Origin of the sequence: Neobacillus niacini, from assembly GCF_019749295.1 — a bacterium.
Lineage (GTDB): Bacteria > Bacillota > Bacilli > Bacillales > Cytobacillaceae > Neobacillus > Neobacillus niacini_D.
The window spans coordinates 70,205-87,366 of sequence record NZ_JACWFG010000006.1; the positions used below are offsets into that span (position 1 = coordinate 70,205).

Consider the following 17,162-nt stretch of genomic DNA (forward strand, 5'->3'; position numbering starts at 1 on the left):
TATTTGTTAATTATTTTCATAGAAATTAGGTCTTCCTTGTATAAGGGAACTTGCTAGTTCTAATGCTCTTTCTACCTTGCCGTTTTCATAAAGGTATTGAAAAAGTTTTTTTTCAAAGTAATCGATTAATATTCTATACCCCATCTTTTTAAAATAGGGAAGAGCGATCGTTTCAACGCACTGATAATAGTTTTCCATTTCATCATTTAGTAGATAGAGATGAAGCTGGAAATTAATCCAGTCATTCGAATTGGCTGCGTTGGCTAGAGCCAGTCCTTTTTGTGCCAGCTCCAGCAATGACTCTTTTGCAAGCAGGTTACCAGCGTGGCAGCTAAAAATATACCGGTCTAAGGTGGCTAAGTAATGTGGTGAATGTTCATCAATGAGTTTCAGTGCTTCCTGATATAGCTCTACTGCTTTTTGATAGTGTCTTCGGCGCGCATACTCAAATCCAAGGTTATGATAGAGTTTTGCTTTCCGTTCCACAGCATAACAGGTATCACACATTTTCAACAGCTTCTCATATGTTTGAATGGTTTCATTAAAGTCATGCGGCTCATTCGCATTTAGTTGTATCAGCATGACCATCTCTGTATCAATAATTCTCAGCATATTTAATGTATTCCGAAAATAGCGAAGCGCTTTGTTTGCATAATAATAAGCTCTAACCGGTGAATTGATCGAGTGATAGGCAATGGCTAAATGATAAAAATACTCCAAGCGATTATACTGCTGTTGATCGATGGACATTAAGACATCGACACATTCCTGAAATTGACCGGAAAGAAAATAGTAAATTCCGCGCACATGCTTGAACATATTCGCATCATGTGGAGAAAGTGTCGATTCAACTCTATGTATATGGTTAATTAATTTTTTTGCCTGTACTAGTTGGTTTTTCAATAAATGGTATCTTGCTGACAATAACAGATAATAGAGATGAAACTCCTGCAGCTGAATCAGGTCGTCTTGTTCAAGCTCTTTCTTCAGTGCTTCAGATTCCTTTAGGTTCTGCATAACCATGGCGTCATGCCATTGTTCTAGTTTCTTCGAAAGATTGTGGTAACGGGCAATTTCTACTTGAGGGTTTATATTTAACTTTTTCGCCAGTAATTGGGTGATTTCCTCTGAGTACTCGGTAATGCCTCTTTCAATTTTACTCAGGTGGGTGACAGAACAAATTCCATTTACAAGCTGTCCTTGCGTTAAACCAGCTTTTTCTCTGTAAAATTTAATAATTTTTCCCTCAATCATCTTACACCTCTACGAAACTCTATTTTTATACTATTATACTAGACTTTTTTCTATGTAAAATACAAAAGCGGAAGAGAAATTCTTCCACTTTCATATCTGCTTATTTTCCTTTTGGTTCTAGGCCAATCATTTTTAGGAAGTCTGCCATTCCTTTTTTCGCAATACTTTCTTTCGGTTTGTTGCCTTTCCCAGCTTTAGGCCCCACTGTTAAGAAGTTCTTCTCAATCCATCTTACATCGGTTTCGTTGACCACGCCGTCCTGGTTGATATCTAGGTTCTCATTTTCTGGATTTTGTTTACCGTAGTGATCTACAGCGTCTTTGATATCGCGAATGTCGATGACTTGATCACCCGTAACATCCCCAGCAAAACTGATGGAAGGGTTGACTGTCTGGTAAGTTCCAAAATACTCGCCTTCAACAGGCATGCTTAGCATCTGATTTTTATATTCAATCGTATGACCTGGAAGCTCCACATAGATACTATGAGCTTTACTTGAGGCGGGAACGGCAATCTCAAAACGTCCATTTTTTTCCTTAATGGTGCCAGGATAGATGTTGCCGTCTGCATCCTTTGCGTATACCTTTGCTTTTAATTTTGTCATATCATAAATGTTCTGAATATAAGATTGACCAGGTACTAAAAATGCCTCGGGTTTAATATAGCCGCTAATAAGTGAATGCTTTGGCATTACTTTGAAGGTGTTAAGACTATATCCGGGAATGGTATTTACCTCTGTTTCTCCTGCCTTTTTATAGGATAAAGATGTTAAGCCAAAAAGCATTCCTTTTGCATAAGTCTTATCATCGACCACTTTAAAGGTTACATCTAGAAATGGCATGTCACCGTCTAAACCTTCAAAGCCCTCTCCTGAAAGGGAAGCTCCTACTGTTGTTAGTGCTGCATTCGTAATGGGTTCGTCTAGAGTGATTTCTGCATCCTTTTCCCTTGCTAGTGAGGCGAATTTCTCGTTCACTTTTACCCCTTGGAATTCAAAAAATCCCTCTGCAAGTTGTTGAATATCAAAGGTACCAGACATGAAATTCTTCACATTATTTATATCTAGGGTTACCGTAATCTCATCGCCTAATTTGACGCTGTCCTTATTATAGCGAAGCGTTGCGTGCTCTGTTCCTTCCTTCATAAAGACATATCTCGGGGAAGCAAAGGAACTATAGGCGGCGGTAGCCATATCCCAAGGGAAAATTCTAAACTCGTATGGATTTGGTGTATATTCTTCAGGTAAAACACCAAACTTTGTATCACCATTATCCTCTAGTTTCAGACTGCCGCTAAAAAATGGTGAGCCATTTTCGAAGTAAACAGCAGTATTTGTTTTTTGGGTATAAGGGTATCCTTTTGATTGCAGCAAATCAACGGTTTTATCGGTTACTTGACCGTTTACCCAATACGCTCGGTGGCCGTCTTCTTCACTTAACATACTGTCATTAATTTCAACGACTCCTGGTTGGATATCTAGATTCACTTCAGGCGGAGTATTATCCACAATTCCTAGACTTTCATAATGATATTTCTTTCCATCAGCATCTGTACTAATCATTTCAAGCACGTATTCGCCTTCAGGAAGTTTTACAGAATAATCGGCAATTGGCTTGTCTTTTTTGCCTGTGAAGGGATAAACCGCTCCTCTAAATCCGGCATAGATGGCATATTCTTTATCCGGCTCCGCGTTTGTTCCGTCATACGTGCCAATGATTCCAACAGCCTTACCCGTTTTTGCCTCTTTCACGATTAAATCAAAATATTCCATCGGGCTCTTAAATTTAAAGGTGATGTGTGTACCTATTGATAGATATTGGTGCATTGGTGTATCATTCGTTACCGAAGGAGTTAATGGTGCAGCAAAGTCGATTCCCTTATCGGTCACTCGAATGGCAAACGGAATTTGATACGTTTCTTTTGGATTTGCATCATTGGTCACATGAATATAGCCTTCATAGCGTCCCATTTCAGCTGTTTGCGGGACAACAATACCAGCAGTCATTTCTTCGGAACTACCTGCGCCGACGGTCAAGGTGTTAGGAGTTTCGATTTGAATGTTATTTTTTACACCATCCTGAACGCCTTCTCTAGCATGATGGTATTCAACTTCTACTTTGTACGTTTGCTCCTGCTGTCCGTTGTTCGTAACCTTGATGATTCGGCTGTCTGTGATGTCAGCACTGTCCAGGTAGTGGTTGCCAAAGCTGATGGACCCAGTGATTTCGTCGATTTCTACATATTCTCCATTTTGAACGTGTGTAGTCTTGTCTAAGACTTGGAGTGATACGTTTGAATGGACTGCTTGGTAAGCATCGACTCGTCCGGCACCGACTTCAAAAACAGAGTAATCACTCTTTAAATCATCTGAACTATTCATCAGCGCTGTTTTAACAGCAAATGGATCCATGTCCGGATTTTGTTGAAGCATGAGTGCTGCAACCCCTGCGATATGTGGAGTTGCCATAGATGTTCCTGAGATACGAGCATAGGCAGAGCTATAATCCACGCCGTCTGCAGGACTGTTAATGAATTCTGGATAGGTTGAAAAAATCGATACCCCTGGTGCCACAAGGTCAGGTTTTATATCGTAATTTGAATTAACCGGTCCGCGTGAACTGAAATCAGCCAATGAATCGCCTTCTGTTTTTACGGTGGATAATTGATTAAAGCTTAGTGATGGATTACCTTTTACGTATTCTCCATCCGCTTTTGAGAGCTGGAAGGAAGGAATGTATTTTGTACTCTCGCCAAGGTAGGCTGGAATCTCACCATCTACATTGTTATATATAATAACAGCTAGGGCGCCTGCTTCCTTTGCATTTTGTATCTTCGCATCAAAAGATAGTTCTCCGCGCTCAATAAGAGCAATTTTACCGCTTACGTTTGTTAATTCTTCTGGCTTACCAAGCCCTGCAAAAACAACTGAATGCGTTTCGCCTTCAAAGCTAGTTAAGTCATCCGAGAAATTCTTTCCTAATAGTTTCATAGATTCAAACGTTTTTTCACCACTAGAGGCTGAGAAAGTCGGGATCGAAATGGCAGCATCACTTGCTCCTACCGTGATACCAAATGCACTTGCTCCTGGTGCCCCTAATGTTTTTTCAGTTGGACCAGTGTTTCCGGCTGCCACAACGGATACCACTCCAGAAAGCATCGCGTTATTAATCGCTACAGAAGTAGGGTATAACGGATCGTTGATAGAAGCACCTAATGATAGATTAATTACGTCCATGCCATCACTAACTGCTTTATCAATTCCTGCCAATACTCCCTCGGTCGTACCAGATCCATACTCACCTAAAACCTTGTAGGCATACAAATCAACATCAGGTGCAACCCCTTTGACGGCATAATCGACAGGGTTGTTTTTTCCCGCAGCTATTGTTCCCGATACATGCGTACCGTGTGAAGTATAGTAGGCAGTTCCAAGACTTGGGTGATACTCAGGATTCGTGGTGTTCTTCCATTCTTCATAGGTTGTTTCCATCGGGTCCGCATCATTGTTAACAAAATCCCAGCCCTTAACGGTGGAAGGGTCAACATTTTTCGGGTCTACACCTGTTTCGGCACGATATCCTTTATAGGCTGCTGCTAAGTCAGGATGAGAATAGTCTATTCCTGTATCTAATACTCCAACCTTTATTCCTTTACCCGTTATATTTTCAGCATGAAGCTTATCCACGCCAATTTGTGGGATACTATCAGCCATTTTTGGCTTGATTTTTAGTTGATCTTGTGATGGAAGCTCCAATTGAACTTGGGCATCACTCCAGATTCTTTTTACAGCACCCGAATGAAGAAGCTCTTCGACAGCTATTCCTGGTAAAGTCATGGAAACACCGTTAAAAGCCGTCTTATATTCCTGTTTAATAGTTAGTTTGGTAGTGTCATAAGTTGTCCCACTTTTTCTCGCTTTAAGGGAGTTTACATAGTTTTTAAATTCCTTATGGGAAGCGTTTACCTTTTCTTTTGCAGTGGAAAGAGATAGTTTTTTACCTTTCATACTTTCCTTCTTTACTTCTACTTGTGCCGGTGCTTGGTTAAACTCGACGATCACGTTTACTTGTTCAGCTGTTTTTGTGTTTATATCAGGAGAAATAACAAAGCCTGGACCAATTTCAAGCTGCTCCAAAGCTTTTCTCTCTTCAGAAGAGAGGGCTGAAAGGATTTTCACCGCTTCATCCATGGTTACGGTCTGTTTTTCTGCAAATACGTTAAATGGAGTGGTAGCTGAAAATAGTAAACCTGTGGCGAGTGTTCCTGTTAATAATTTTTTGCTTGGCTTCATGTTTGTCCCCCCAAAAAAACTAGTTGATAGAATAGTAGAAATATTTCCTATGTCTATCGTAAGGGGAAGGAGGTTTAGTGTAAATTGGGATAATGAAAGTAGTAATTTGTTCCTATGATTTGTCCTATTCATGCGTATTTATTTATCAAAACTTCTCCAAGACTCCCTAAAAATAAAAATATAGGACAATAGTCTTGGGATATTTATTAATTATTACCCCAAATGTGATTGTGCCGGGGAATCTACGAGGATTGTCCAACGGTGAGAGCCTGGTATTTCCAGAGGATCTCTTTAATCGGGGGAACCAGGATTTCCGTACATTGAATGATAACTAAAATTTCAGCTTCTTTCTTTTGTCGAAGGGTAATGACCTTATCTTTTTTTCGGAAGTAATAGAGACAATATCCAATTGTAAAGCCAATGATTACAAAGATTAGCCCCCAAATAATTGGTCCCCATGCTAATACAAACCCGATACTGGCCCCAATTACAGCACTTCCCGTGGCACACGCCATGCCAACTTCAAATGAATTTGAATGAATTTCTTTCGTTCTTGAAGTTGGTTGAACTTGTGCGGGCTCGTTTTCCATATAGATAATAACTATTTGATCTTTTGAGACAAAACTATTTTCCAGTTCTGCTAAAGCTTGTTCGATTTCAATGGATTGTTGAAAGGTCGCGAATAGGTTCATTTAATAAACACCTGCTTAAGGGAATAATCTGAGCTTATTGCTGCCGTATCTTTTCGTGAGCTCCATACGTTGGGAAAGACAGTATAATTTATTGTGTTCAACACCTGTAATATAAGCATGATAAATGGAGCCTCCCATAACGGAGGGCATAAATAATAACCAATGAGGATTAAGTATAATAGTGGATTTATGAATGTCTCCTAAAATAAGTGTTAATAATGATTCATGCAATCCCGAAAGTGTAAGATAAACCCACCACCAGAAAATAGCGTAAAAGGCTAGTCCAAAGCGATGGATGTACAATTGGCCTAAACCTGGAAAAAAGAAGGAATATAGAACGCCAACGATTGGTTTTTTCCTCTCAAGGTATTGTATTTCAGAGGAGAAAACTCCAATTCGAGGTAGAGTAACATTTTTTAACTTGGTTAAATGATATAGTTTGTTTTGGTAGACTGCAGATCGATAGCTATCCCAGATTGAAATCAAATAAATAACTAAGTACCCGAACGCCCATCTCGGTTCTATTACTGATTTGGCCTGTTCAAACTGGCCGCAAAAAGAATAAATCATTGCTTCGTTTATATGAGCAAGTGTATTAATTGTAACTTCAGAAAGCGTTAATAAGGCAGCTCTAATGTATTGATTAAGTAAATAGTGCCCAAATCCCGGAAATACCGCAGACCACCAGGCAACCATTAAGGGATTATGCTGCTGCATATGGGTGATACCAAATAAACTAATATGGTATAAATCGGGGTGGTTTTCATTGTTCATTTCAAAGTACCTGCCTAAGTCAGATTATTTATAGATTGTAATAAGCAAGACTATTTCATTCATGGACAATAGAGTATTTTACAGAAAATCTTTAAGAGATCCATCTCGAAGTTTCTTTTATTATGGTTTTAAAACGGTAATAGTATTATCCATACATTTTGAATCATGGTGGAATCTTCTTACGAAATCTACTATACTTGGAAAGAAAATAAGGTGTGAGAGTGGGGGAAGGTACTTGTCAAATTTGCCAAATTGTCCAAAGTGTAATTCGGAATATACATATGAAGATGGAAGCTTGTTGATCTGCCCAGAGTGTGGTCATGAGTGGAGTTTAGAAGGTGAAAGCAGCGAAGAGGTAAAGGTAATTAAAGATGCAAATGGGAATGTCTTAAATGATGGTGATTCCGTAACGGTTATCAAGGATTTAAAAGTAAAGGGAAGCTCATCTACATTAAAACAAGGCACAAAAGTGAAAAATATTCGTTTAGTGGACGGCGACCATAATATCGACTGCAAAATCGATGGTTTTGGCGCGATGAGCTTAAAATCTGAGTACGTGAAAAAAGTATAAAAAAATGGCGCTCCTTTAATAGGGTCGCCATTTTATGTTTCTCCTAAAAATCAATGTTATCTGGGTCTGGACCGACACGATGATTTTGATTTAAGTTGTTAATTTGTATCATGTCATCTTTTGTTAATTCAAAATCAAATAGGTTTGAGTTTTCTATTATTCTTTGTTCTTTCGTTGATTTTGGTATAGTTATAACTCCATTTTGCAAATCCCAGCGTAAAATGACTTGAGCTACGGTTTTGTTATATTTATTTGCTAGTTCCTGCAGTACCGTATTATCAAATAATTGTCCCTGCATTAAAGGTGACCAAGCTTCAAATTGAATGCCATTGTTATCACAAAAGGTTTTGACTTCTTGCTGAGTTAATCTTGGATGGTATTCAACTTGATTCACCATTGGCTTTATTTCTGCATCCTTCATTACGTCTTCAAGATGGTGGACTTGGAAGTTACTTACTCCAATTGCTTTAACTTTCCCTTCCTTATAGAGAGTTTCTAATGCCCGCCATGCATCCTTATATTTACCCTCTACAGGCCAATGAATAAGGTAGAGATCAAGATAGTCTAGTCCTAGTTTGCCTAAGCTGGTTTCATACGCCGCTATCGTGGATTCATAACCTAAATCAGAATTCCAGACCTTTGAGGTAATAAATAATTCATCTCTTTTAATTCCATATTCAGTCATGGCTTCTTGAATCGCTTGTCCAACGCCTTCTTCATTGCCATAAATGGCCGCGGTATCGATACTGCGATATCCATGCTTAATGGCAAATTTAACAGCATGAACTAATTCAGGTCCTTCTTCGACTTTAAATACACCAAGACCAAACCTAGGCATTTTTACACCATTATATAAAGAAGTTGTTGACTGTAAGTTGTTATTCATTTTATTGAACCTCCAATTTTTGATTTGAAAAAGAACATATGTGATGGGTAACGGTATCGTCCTTTTTTTCAAGCTTTCGACTCCAACCAGTAAGGACGACAGCACCAAGAACCATTAAGACTCCAATCCAAGTGGTATGAATTAATCCAATTGAATCCGTGATAAAGCCGCCTAAAAAGGAACCCATTGCGATTCCTGCATTAAAGGCTGCAATATTCAGGGCAGATGCAACGTCTACGGCAGTGGGCACATACCGTTCTGCCAGCATGACCACATACACTTGTAACCCGGGAACATTCATAAAAGCAAAAAGCCCCATTAAGAAAATCGTAATCAATCCAGCTATTTTAAATGGTGCTGCAAACAGTAGGATAATCAGGACAAGTGCTTGAGCGATAAACATATAAAATAATGCCCTAATCGGATTTTTATTTGCTGCTTTGCCGCCAATCATGTTCCCAATGGCGATCGCTATTCCGTAACCAAGTAGAATGGCTGCGACACTTCCTTCCTTAAAGCCTGTAATTTCTTGAAGGATGGGAGATAGATACGTAAAGACGACAAACGTTCCTCCATACCCTAAGGCAGTAATGATAAGTACGAGTAATATGCGGCCATTTGTCACTAGTTTAATTTGATCAGTGAAGGATGTTTTTGTCCCTTTCCGTAAAGCAGCTGGTACGAGGATACTATTTGAAATCAATGCAAGTACTCCTGCCACAATGATAAGGATAAATGCCATCCGCCAGCCAAATTGCTGGCCAATAAAGGTACCAAACGGAACACCTGTTACCGTGGCCACGGTTAATCCAGTAAACATAATGGATATGGCGCTGGCTCTGCGATCTTCTGGTACTAAATCCGCCGCGATGGTTGAGCCGATTGACATGAAAATACCATGTGCCAGGGATGATATAACGCGGGCAGCGAGAAGGACACCAATGTTCGTTGCACTTGCCGCCAGACCATTTCCGAGGATAAAAATAACCATGATCCAAAGTAATAAAGATTTACGTGACATACTAGAAGTAAGAGATGTCAAAATCGGTGCTCCTAAGGTTATTCCTAAAGCATATAAGGAAACCGTTAATCCGGCAGTTGTAACAGGAATTTCTAAATCATTTGCAATTAAAGGTAAAAGCCCGACACTGATAAATTCAGTGGTACCAATTGCAAAGGCACTAATCGCTAATGCCAGCAGTGCAAACGTACTTTGTTTATGATTAAAAGACATATGCTGTCTCCTCCTTATGAATTTTGTTCGATTTGCTTTTTACGGCTCAATCGATAAATGTTATTATGAGATATACATTAACATTAGTGAAGTACGCACTTTAAAGTGATATAGGTACCTTTGGGTAATATAGGTACTTTTTAGTTCCTATTAGAAAGGAGGAAGTTTACTATGAAAGAAAAGAAATACAATATATCTGTAGAAGCGACACTGGAAGTAATTGGAGGAAAGTGGAAGTGTGTGATTCTCTGCCATTTAACTCATGGCAAGAAACGAACAAGTGAATTGAAACGGCTGATGCCGGATATTACCCAAAAGATGTTGACGCAGCAATTGCGTGAATTAGAGGAAGATGGGGTCATTAACAGAATTGTTTATAATCAAGTACCGCCAAAAGTGGAGTATGAGCTGAGTGAGTATGGCTGGAGTTTAAAGGGGATCTTAGATTCACTTTGTGCATGGGGTGAAAAACATATTTCCAAAGTGTATGGCAGTTTGGATGTCTTAGAAAAGAACATACTAAATGAACATTTAAAATAAACAAAAAATTAGCTTTTATTTGTAAAAAAATTCTATATAATGGATATATGGAGGGGCGCTGCAGTGTAACGAGTGCTCCGTTTTTATTTGATAAAAATGGGGGGAACATTCAATGTCTAATGATTACGATGCTTTATTAGATAAAGAAAAACAAAAGGAACCAAAATTGAAAGTAGAAAGAAAAGAGGGAGAACCGACTCCAGCCTTCATTGGAGCTTCGTGGGGAGCGCTTTTAGTGGGTGTTGCGGCTTATCTCATTGGTTTGTTTAACGCGGCGATGCAATTAAACGAAAAAGGTTATTACTTTGCCGTTTTAATATTCGGGCTTTATGCATCGGTATCATTACAAAAAGCAGTTAGAGATAAAGATGAGGGCATCCCAGTTACGAATATTTACTATGGGATTAGCTGGCTGGCACTTATTATATCCATCTCATTAATGGGGATTGGTTTATACAATGCAGGGAGTATTGATTTAAGCGAAAAAGGATTTTATGCAATGGCATTTGTTCTTAGTATTTTTGCAGCCATTACCGTTCAAAAGAATATTAGAGATACACAGCGGGCTAGAGAAAGAGATTAAGCTTCCCTTTTACGGGGAAGCTCTTTTTTTGTCTACCTTTAGCTTTCTATTTTTTCAATAATAAGTACATAAAGTATGGCGCTCCAATTAATGCTACCATAATACCGGCGGGGATCCCGCTTGAATCTAGGAGTGTACGTCCAAGGGTGTCAGCAAGCATCAACAGCCACCCGCCAATAAGGACGGCTACCGGGATAAATAATTGATTTCTTGGTCCCACTAACGCCTTTGCCATATGCGGTGCCATTAATCCAATAAAGGAAATTCCGCCTGTTACGGACACGGCGGAAGCTGCAAGAGCAACCGCTGTAATCAGCAGGACAATACGTTCTTTTTCAATCGATACTCCGATACCGATTGCGACTGGTTCACTGAGACTAAGCATGTTTAAACGATTGGCCTTGTATAATGTAAACGGAAGAAGAATCAATAGCCACGGGAGCAGCGCCCAGATAAACGGCCAATCTGTTCCCCAAATATTCCCCGCTAACCATTTTGCAATAAAGTCTACTTTTGCCCGCTCTGCAGAAGAAATCAGGACTATCATCGCACCTGAGAGTGCCATGGAAAACCCAACCCCAATTAATACTAATCGTACGGGCTGCATTCCTTCTGTTTTGCTATACGCGAAAAGATAGATGAGGATGGCCGTTACTAATGCCCCGGCAAAAGCAACAAGTGGCAGTACATAAACAAACGAACCAGCATCTATCGGGAAAAATAAAAAGAAAACCGTTACGGCGACACCTGCACCTGAATTGATACCAATAATACCAGGGTCCGCTAAATCATTACGGGTAACTCCTTGTAAAATAGCCCCTGATAAGGCTAAGGCCATCCCAGCTAAAAGGGTAATGATAATACGTGGTAACCGAATAGAAAATAAAACGAATTCTTCTTTAAAGGTACCTTGTCCGATAATAGTGGGAATCAGCCTGTCATAGGAAAGGGATGAGAAACCCAAACCAAGCCCAACCACGATGGTAACAAGGATTAATGCGAATAAACTAACTACTATGATACGCTGTTTTCTTAGTAAGGAAGAATGGATCATGAGAATGCTTTGCCTCCTTTACGGACAATCACAAGAAAGAAAGGTAACCCCAGTGTTGCTACAATCGCAGCAACTGGTGTTTCAAATGGCGCATTCATTGTCCGGCCGAGTGTATCGGCAAAAAGCATAAACGTAGCTCCAGTTATTGCAGACATCGGGAGAATAAATCGGTAATCTGTCCCCACCATGGCCCGAACGACATGCGGAACCATCAAGCCGATGAAAGCCATGTTTCCGATCAAGGCAACAGAAGCCCCAGCTAATAAAATAATCGCAACAAAGAGAATGACCTTTATTTGCGTTGTGTTTTGTCCTAATCCAACAGCAACCTCTTCATTTAAGCTTAGAATGGTAAGCTGTCTTGAGAGAAAAAGAGAGACCAGTATCCCTGCAAGGATAAATGGGATGATGACTTGGAGCTGCCCCCAGGTGGTTCCCACCATTCCTCCTGCTGTCCACATCGAGACATTTTTTGAAATCTTAAAGTAGATCCCAACTCCTTCAGCAATGGCATAGAGGAATGCCGAGACAGCCGCCCCAGCTAAAACAATTCGCAGCGGCGAAAAACCGCCTTTTTTCATGGCGCCAATGCCGAATACCATGGCGGTTCCGAGTGCTGCACCAATAAAGCAAGCAATGGTAATACTAAAATAGTTGGCGGTTGGAATAAAGGCAATAGTGAGAGCAAGTGCAGCGTTTGCTCCAGCAGTCAGCCCAAGTAAACCAGGATCTGCAAGCGGATTTCTGGTCATTCCTTGCATAATCGCGCCTGCAACAGCAAGGGCAGCTCCGACCACAATGGCAGCAACTTCACGAGGCAAGCGTATTTCACGAATAATGGATATTTTTTCACCTTCACCATTTGTAAAAAGTGCCTGCCATACATCTTTAAATGAAATATCTGCTGCTCCCATGGTCATGGAAACAATAAACATTGCCGCAAATACAAGAATTCCGGTTATCAGTTTATATCCAAAAGGAATGGATCGTTGTTTTTCATGCGTCATAAGTCTCTCATCTTTTCTGTCATAGAATAGGGGAAAGAGGAATTCTCGAATAGAATCCCTCTCTTATATATTAGTTTCCTAAAAATGATTTTTTAAAGAATTCCAGCTGCTTTTCAAGTGTAACAGGATCACTGAAAGATGCTCCTTGACCATTCATTTCAAATACGCGATTATTCTTAACTGCTGGAATGTTCTTGTACGTTTCTGTTTCTTGGAAAGAGGTATCCGCATCTGAGTATTTGCTCAAAATGACGTAATCACCAGCATACTCAGGAATCACTTCAGCAGATAAAGTAAAGTAACCTGATTCCTCTGCCACTTCTTTTACCTTCTCAGGCATTTTCAAGTTCATTGCTTGATAAAGGATTTCTGTTCCACGAGCCCAGTTGCTTCCGAAAACATAAAGGTCTTTTCCGTAGCTCTCCATTACGGAAACGGTAGCATCCTCGCCAATTTTTGCACGGATTTCTTCACCCGCAGCTTCTGCTTCTTTTTTGAAGTTGTCGACCCAAGCCTGTGCTTCTTTTTCTTTATTTAATAGTTTACCAATTTCGATGTGCTGTGTCAGGTAGTCCACTTTTCCCCAAGTATAGGTAACGGTAGGAGCAATTTCACTTAACTTTTCTAGGTTTTTAATGTTGGATAGACCAATAATTAAATCGGGTTCTAGTTCGATGATTTTTTCCAGGTCTTCATCAGAGACTTCAGTGACATCTTTCATTTCCTTTTCAAATGTAGGATTGTTCTTTGACCAAACATCAACACCGACAATATTTACACCTAAATCGACGACATTACCAGTAAAGCCGGATAATAGAATGACGCGCTGCGGGTCTGCGGGTACTTCAATGGGTCCGTTTTCTGATTGATAAGTGATGGTTTCCGACTTCTTATCCTCTGGTGCTGCTTGATCCTTTTCTTTTGTTGAATCGGTGTTTCCGCAGGCACTAATAATTAACGCTGCGAGCAGTATAAATGCTGGTAGTAGCTTTTTCATGTCTTGTTTCTCCTTTTAGTAGATTGTACGTTACGCACATTGGTTTTCCTGTTCGAGGGTCATGCCCGATAACCGCGTCAATATTGAAGACCTTTTTCAGCACCTTATGGCTGATGACTTCCTCACAATTTCCTGCTTTTACAATTTCACCGTCTTTTAAGGCAATGATATGATCCGCAAATCTGGCCGCTTGGTTTAAATCATGAAGGACCATTACAATTGTCCGCTCTTGTTCAAGATTTAATTTTTGCAGAAGTTCGAGCACCTCTAGTTGGTGTGCCATGTCAAGGTAGGTGGTTGGCTCGTCTAAGAAGATAATTTCTGTTTCTTGAGCAAGAGCCATTGCGATCCATACACGCTGGCGCTGTCCGCCTGACAGTGCGTCTACTGGACGAAACTTAAAGTCTATCGTTCCTGTTACTTCAAGAGCCCAGTCAATCACTTCGTAATCCTTTTTGGTTAAGCGTCCAAATCCTTTTTGATAGGGAAAGCGGCCATAAGATACCAGCTCACCGACGGTTAACCCGCTTGCACTTTCTGGTGTTTGCGGCAGAATCGCCATTTGCTTAGCAAGCAGCTTCGTGTTTACTTTTGATATATCATTTCCGTCCAAAAGGATGTTTCCAGATTGGTGGGAGATAATCCGAGTAATTGCTTTTAGTAAAGTTGATTTTCCACAGCCATTTGGGCCAATAATCGTTGTGATTTTCTTATCAGGAATTTCAACACTTAGGTTTTTGACAATTAATCGTTCACCATAACCAATACTTAATTGCTCTGTAGATAGGCGAATCATGGTAAACCTCCTTTATGTAAATGAGAATTAATTGATAATGATTATCACTGTCACTATGTCCTTAATATAAAGGCGATGAGAATGAATGTCAATTACAATTTTGTGAAAATTTCTTTAATGTTTGAAGTATGTTTTTATATAGGGTTCCTAATTATGCCCTGGAATAGGGTGTCATATGATTTTTTGCCTTTGTGTCATAAGTAGTAACATTTAAGGAATTTGTACCGACACTGATTTTTCAAAAAATACTGTATTGTAAAACAAGGATAAATCGTTTATTCTTATTGATAATGATAATCAATTACAATTGGTGTTGGGAGTGGACGGAGATGGAACAGCAGGAATTGTTTGATGTGACGGTGATTGGCGGAGGGCCAGCGGGGCTTTATTCCACTTTTTATAGTGGACTTAGAGAAATGAAAACAAAGGTGATCGAATATCAACCTGAATTAGGCGGTAAAATACATGTTTACCCGGAGAAAATGATTTGGGATGTAGGTGGATTAACGCCAATCACAGGAGCTAAATTAATGGAACAGCTTGTTGAGCAAGCATTAACGTTTAGCCCGACAGTGGTTTTAAATGAAAAAGTTGAATCCATTACCCGTAATGAAGAGGGGATCTTTGTTTTAAAAGGATCATCTGGCCAAGAACATTTGTCAAAAACAGTGATTGTTGCCATCGGCAGCGGCATTTTGAATCCACAAAAGCTTGAAATAGAAGGTGCCGAAAGATTTGAAGTGTCTAATTTACATTACACGGTTAAATCCTTTAAACAGTTTAAAGATAAAACCGTCATCATTTCTGGCGGCGGGAATTCGGCAGTAGACTGGGCCAATGAGCTGGAGCCGATTGCGAAAAAAGTCTATTTAACCTACAGAAAAGAAGGGTTAGGCGGACATGGACAGGAAGCACAGGCAAGTAAGCTGCTGAACAGTTCGGTTGAATGCTTCTTTCAAACCTCCATTAGCAAATTAATAGCCAATGATGAACGTGACGAAATTAACACCGTTGAATTAACGAACCATGAAACAGGAGATATTCGGTATATACCTGTTGATGAAGTCGTCGTGAGTCATGGCTATGAACAGGATGCAACATTATTGGAAAATAGTGAATTGAGGATTGAAAGAGTAGATAACTATTACATTTCGGGGAATGCAACGAGTGAATCTTCGATTGAAGGTCTCTATGCAGCGGGAGATATTCTGATGTATGAGGGGAAGGTCAATCTGATTGCTGGTGCATTCCAGGATGCAGCCAATGCTGTGAATAAAGCAAAGCAATATATTCAGCCAGACGCGGCTAAAGTGGCGATGGTTTCATCTCATAATGAATTATTTAAACAGCGTAATAAGGAACTAGTGAAGCAATTAGTTGGAAAATAGAGTGAAGGCTGCCTTCACTCTATTTTTTTATAATTTGGGGCAATTTTATCTATTCGATTGGTCCAGATTCCGCCGTTATAATTGTCAGGCAATCTTGTTAGATCCTCTTTCGTATCAAAGCCTTCTGACCACCCTCCATCACCGGCGACCACGATCACCCGAGTATCAACACTGTCCATCCGGTTTAAGAACTTTTCCGACCATCCCCATAACCAAGGGGCTATTTTCTCTGGAATATGCAATTGTGTCTTCTCGCATGCAGAGGGAATATAACCTGTCCACCCGATGCCGATATAGGGAAGAAGACAGCTTTTTAATGTTGCCTTTGACATCACACGAAGATTAGGGAGTTCCTCTTTTATCGCCGCAATAGGCTGATCTCCACCGTAAACAGTTAGTTGGCTTAATCGTTCAGCCGGCAGTTTTCTTAGGTCGTTAGCCAGCTGTATTCCTTCTTTGGGGTCATCACTTTTAATATGAATTAAGAATGAACCTTCTGGGAAATGGTTTAATACTTCATCCAGCGAGGGCATGAGGCCAACGCCTTTACCGCGAAATGGAAAGGTTTTTCCATTATCCGCGGTGTATCCATAGCCAATATCGAGCTGCTTTAATTCTGCCATCGTAAGTTCCTTTGTCGTTCCTTCTGCATTTGTCCGGCATTCCAGTGTCCAATCATGAAAAACAGCAAATTGGCCATCCTTTGTTGGTTTAATATCCAATTCAACAACATCAGCACCGTTTTCAAATGCTGCCTCCATGGAAGGGATGGTGTTTTCCAGGTATGGATGTTCAGGTTTAAAGATGCGTTCCGCCGTACAGGTATCGCCTTGAATTCCTTCCATACTAAAAGTCTGCCCAAGCCCGCGGTGTGCAAGAAGCAGGGGGTCACCCTCACGATCCTTTGCGAAAAGAGAAGTATTGTTCAGAAAAATAAATAATGATAATAAGAGCAAAAATAGTAGAAGTCTTTTTAGTATTTTCTTCAGTTTCCATTCCTCCATTTGCTGATTTACAAAATAAATGAGGTAATTAGCAGCAGAAAAGCTTCTTCTATTGTTAAATTTACTGTCATTCATGTCCAAGTTAGCGGAT

General features: G+C 40.0%; 15 protein-coding genes. 4 read left to right on the forward strand and 11 right to left on the reverse strand.

Features of this window, described 5'->3' with window-relative positions:
* Positions 1–6: 6 nt before the first annotated feature.
* The 4 genes from H0184_RS10265 to H0184_RS10280 form a co-directional block, all read right to left on the reverse strand.
* The gene (locus tag H0184_RS10265) at positions 7–1,254 is read right to left on the reverse strand and encodes a tetratricopeptide repeat protein (protein WP_221824069.1); all 1,248 of its coding nucleotides are present in this window, start codon (positions 1,252–1,254) and stop codon (positions 7–9) included.
* Positions 1,255–1,354: 100 nt separating this feature from the next.
* The gene (locus tag H0184_RS10270; RefSeq protein WP_221824071.1) at positions 1,355–5,545 is read right to left on the reverse strand and encodes a S8 family serine peptidase; all 4,191 of its coding nucleotides are present in this window, start codon (positions 5,543–5,545) and stop codon (positions 1,355–1,357) included.
* 242 nt (positions 5,546–5,787) lie between these two features.
* The gene (locus tag H0184_RS10275) at positions 5,788–6,237 is read right to left on the reverse strand and encodes a hypothetical protein (RefSeq protein WP_221824072.1); all 450 of its coding nucleotides are present in this window, start codon (positions 6,235–6,237) and stop codon (positions 5,788–5,790) included.
* 15 nt (positions 6,238–6,252) lie between these two features.
* Positions 6,253–7,011 (reverse strand): hypothetical protein, encoded by a 759-nt coding sequence (locus H0184_RS10280; protein WP_221824074.1) that lies wholly within the window; start codon positions 7,009–7,011, stop codon positions 6,253–6,255.
* A 235-nt stretch (positions 7,012–7,246) separates the two neighbouring features.
* On the opposite strand from H0184_RS10280, the gene H0184_RS10285 reads away from it, so the two are divergent.
* On the forward strand, positions 7,247–7,582 hold the full coding sequence (locus H0184_RS10285; RefSeq protein WP_221824076.1) for a zinc ribbon domain-containing protein YjdM: 336 nt from the start codon (positions 7,247–7,249) through the stop codon (positions 7,580–7,582).
* 43 nt (positions 7,583–7,625) lie between these two features.
* On the opposite strand, the gene H0184_RS10290 is transcribed toward H0184_RS10285, so the two are convergent.
* Together H0184_RS10290 and H0184_RS10295 are read right to left on the reverse strand one after the other, a co-directional pair.
* On the reverse strand, positions 7,626–8,468 hold the full coding sequence (locus H0184_RS10290) for an aldo/keto reductase (protein WP_221824078.1): 843 nt from the start codon (positions 8,466–8,468) through the stop codon (positions 7,626–7,628).
* A 1-nt stretch (position 8,469) separates the two neighbouring features.
* Positions 8,470–9,702, reverse strand: a complete 1,233-nt coding sequence (locus H0184_RS10295) for an MFS transporter (RefSeq protein ID WP_221824080.1) — start codon at positions 9,700–9,702, stop codon at positions 8,470–8,472.
* A 171-nt stretch (positions 9,703–9,873) separates the two neighbouring features.
* On the opposite strand from H0184_RS10295, the gene H0184_RS10300 reads away from it, so the two are divergent.
* Both H0184_RS10300 and yiaA read left to right on the forward strand, forming a co-directional pair.
* Positions 9,874–10,242 (forward strand): winged helix-turn-helix transcriptional regulator, encoded by a 369-nt coding sequence (locus tag H0184_RS10300; RefSeq protein WP_221824081.1) that lies wholly within the window; start codon positions 9,874–9,876, stop codon positions 10,240–10,242.
* Between the two features lie 112 nt (positions 10,243–10,354).
* Positions 10,355–10,825: an inner membrane protein YiaA gene (yiaA, locus tag H0184_RS10305; protein WP_221824083.1), complete on the forward strand. Its 471-nt coding sequence runs from the start codon at positions 10,355–10,357 to the stop codon at positions 10,823–10,825.
* A 46-nt stretch (positions 10,826–10,871) separates the two neighbouring features.
* Here yiaA and H0184_RS10310 read toward each other — a convergent pair whose 3' ends face one another.
* The 4 genes from H0184_RS10310 to H0184_RS10325 form a co-directional block, all read right to left on the reverse strand.
* Complete coding sequence (locus tag H0184_RS10310) at positions 10,872–11,879, reverse strand: FecCD family ABC transporter permease (protein ID WP_221824085.1); 1,008 nt, start codon at positions 11,877–11,879, stop codon at positions 10,872–10,874.
* On the reverse strand, positions 11,876–12,886 hold the full coding sequence (locus H0184_RS10315; RefSeq protein ID WP_221824086.1) for a FecCD family ABC transporter permease: 1,011 nt from the start codon (positions 12,884–12,886) through the stop codon (positions 11,876–11,878). Before H0184_RS10315 ends, H0184_RS10310 begins: the two co-directional genes overlap by 4 nt.
* Before the next feature lie 70 nt (positions 12,887–12,956).
* Positions 12,957–13,883 carry an iron-hydroxamate ABC transporter substrate-binding protein gene (locus H0184_RS10320; protein WP_221824088.1) on the reverse strand — a complete coding sequence of 309 codons (927 nt, stop codon included), beginning with the start codon at positions 13,881–13,883 and terminating at the stop codon, positions 12,957–12,959.
* On the reverse strand, positions 13,834–14,679 hold the full coding sequence (locus tag H0184_RS10325; RefSeq protein WP_221824090.1) for an ABC transporter ATP-binding protein: 846 nt from the start codon (positions 14,677–14,679) through the stop codon (positions 13,834–13,836). The genes H0184_RS10320 and H0184_RS10325 overlap by 50 nt, the downstream gene beginning before the upstream one ends.
* Before the next feature lie 329 nt (positions 14,680–15,008).
* Between H0184_RS10325 and H0184_RS10330 the strand changes: the two genes are divergently transcribed.
* Entirely contained in the window at positions 15,009–16,067 is a 1,059-nt protein-coding gene (locus tag H0184_RS10330) for an NAD(P)/FAD-dependent oxidoreductase (RefSeq protein ID WP_221824092.1), read from the forward strand.
* Positions 16,068–16,081: 14 nt separating this feature from the next.
* Here H0184_RS10330 and H0184_RS10335 read toward each other — a convergent pair whose 3' ends face one another.
* On the reverse strand, positions 16,082–17,071 hold the full coding sequence (locus H0184_RS10335; RefSeq protein WP_221824425.1) for a glycerophosphodiester phosphodiesterase family protein: 990 nt from the start codon (positions 17,069–17,071) through the stop codon (positions 16,082–16,084).
* Positions 17,072–17,162 lie beyond the last annotated feature (91 nt).

Bases quoted from the DNA above. Each gene is read 5' to 3' on its own strand.
- H0184_RS10265 (WP_221824069.1), bottom strand. From the start codon at position 1,254: ATGATTGAGGGAAAAATTATTAAATTTTACAGAGAAAAAGCTGGTTTA.
- H0184_RS10270 (WP_221824071.1), bottom strand. From the start codon at position 5,545: ATGAAGCCAAGCAAAAAATTATTAACAGGAACACTCGCCACAGGTTTA.
- H0184_RS10275 (WP_221824072.1), bottom strand. From the start codon at position 6,237: ATGAACCTATTCGCGACCTTTCAACAATCCATTGAAATCGAACAAGCT.
- H0184_RS10280 (WP_221824074.1), bottom strand. From the start codon at position 7,011: ATGAACAATGAAAACCACCCCGATTTATACCATATTAGTTTATTTGGT.
- H0184_RS10290 (WP_221824078.1), bottom strand. From the start codon at position 8,468: ATGAATAACAACTTACAGTCAACAACTTCTTTATATAATGGTGTAAAA.
- H0184_RS10295 (WP_221824080.1), bottom strand. From the start codon at position 9,702: ATGTCTTTTAATCATAAACAAAGTACGTTTGCACTGCTGGCATTAGCG.
- H0184_RS10300 (WP_221824081.1), top strand. From the start codon at position 9,874: ATGAAAGAAAAGAAATACAATATATCTGTAGAAGCGACACTGGAAGTA.
- yiaA (WP_221824083.1), top strand. From the start codon at position 10,355: ATGTCTAATGATTACGATGCTTTATTAGATAAAGAAAAACAAAAGGAA.
- H0184_RS10310 (WP_221824085.1), bottom strand. From the start codon at position 11,879: ATGATCCATTCTTCCTTACTAAGAAAACAGCGTATCATAGTAGTTAGT.
- H0184_RS10315 (WP_221824086.1), bottom strand. From the start codon at position 12,886: ATGACGCATGAAAAACAACGATCCATTCCTTTTGGATATAAACTGATA.
- H0184_RS10320 (WP_221824088.1), bottom strand. From the start codon at position 13,883: ATGAAAAAGCTACTACCAGCATTTATACTGCTCGCAGCGTTAATTATT.
- H0184_RS10325 (WP_221824090.1), bottom strand. From the start codon at position 14,679: ATGATTCGCCTATCTACAGAGCAATTAAGTATTGGTTATGGTGAACGA.
- H0184_RS10330 (WP_221824092.1), top strand. From the start codon at position 15,009: ATGGAACAGCAGGAATTGTTTGATGTGACGGTGATTGGCGGAGGGCCA.
- H0184_RS10335 (WP_221824425.1), bottom strand. From the start codon at position 17,071: ATGGAGGAATGGAAACTGAAGAAAATACTAAAAAGACTTCTACTATTT.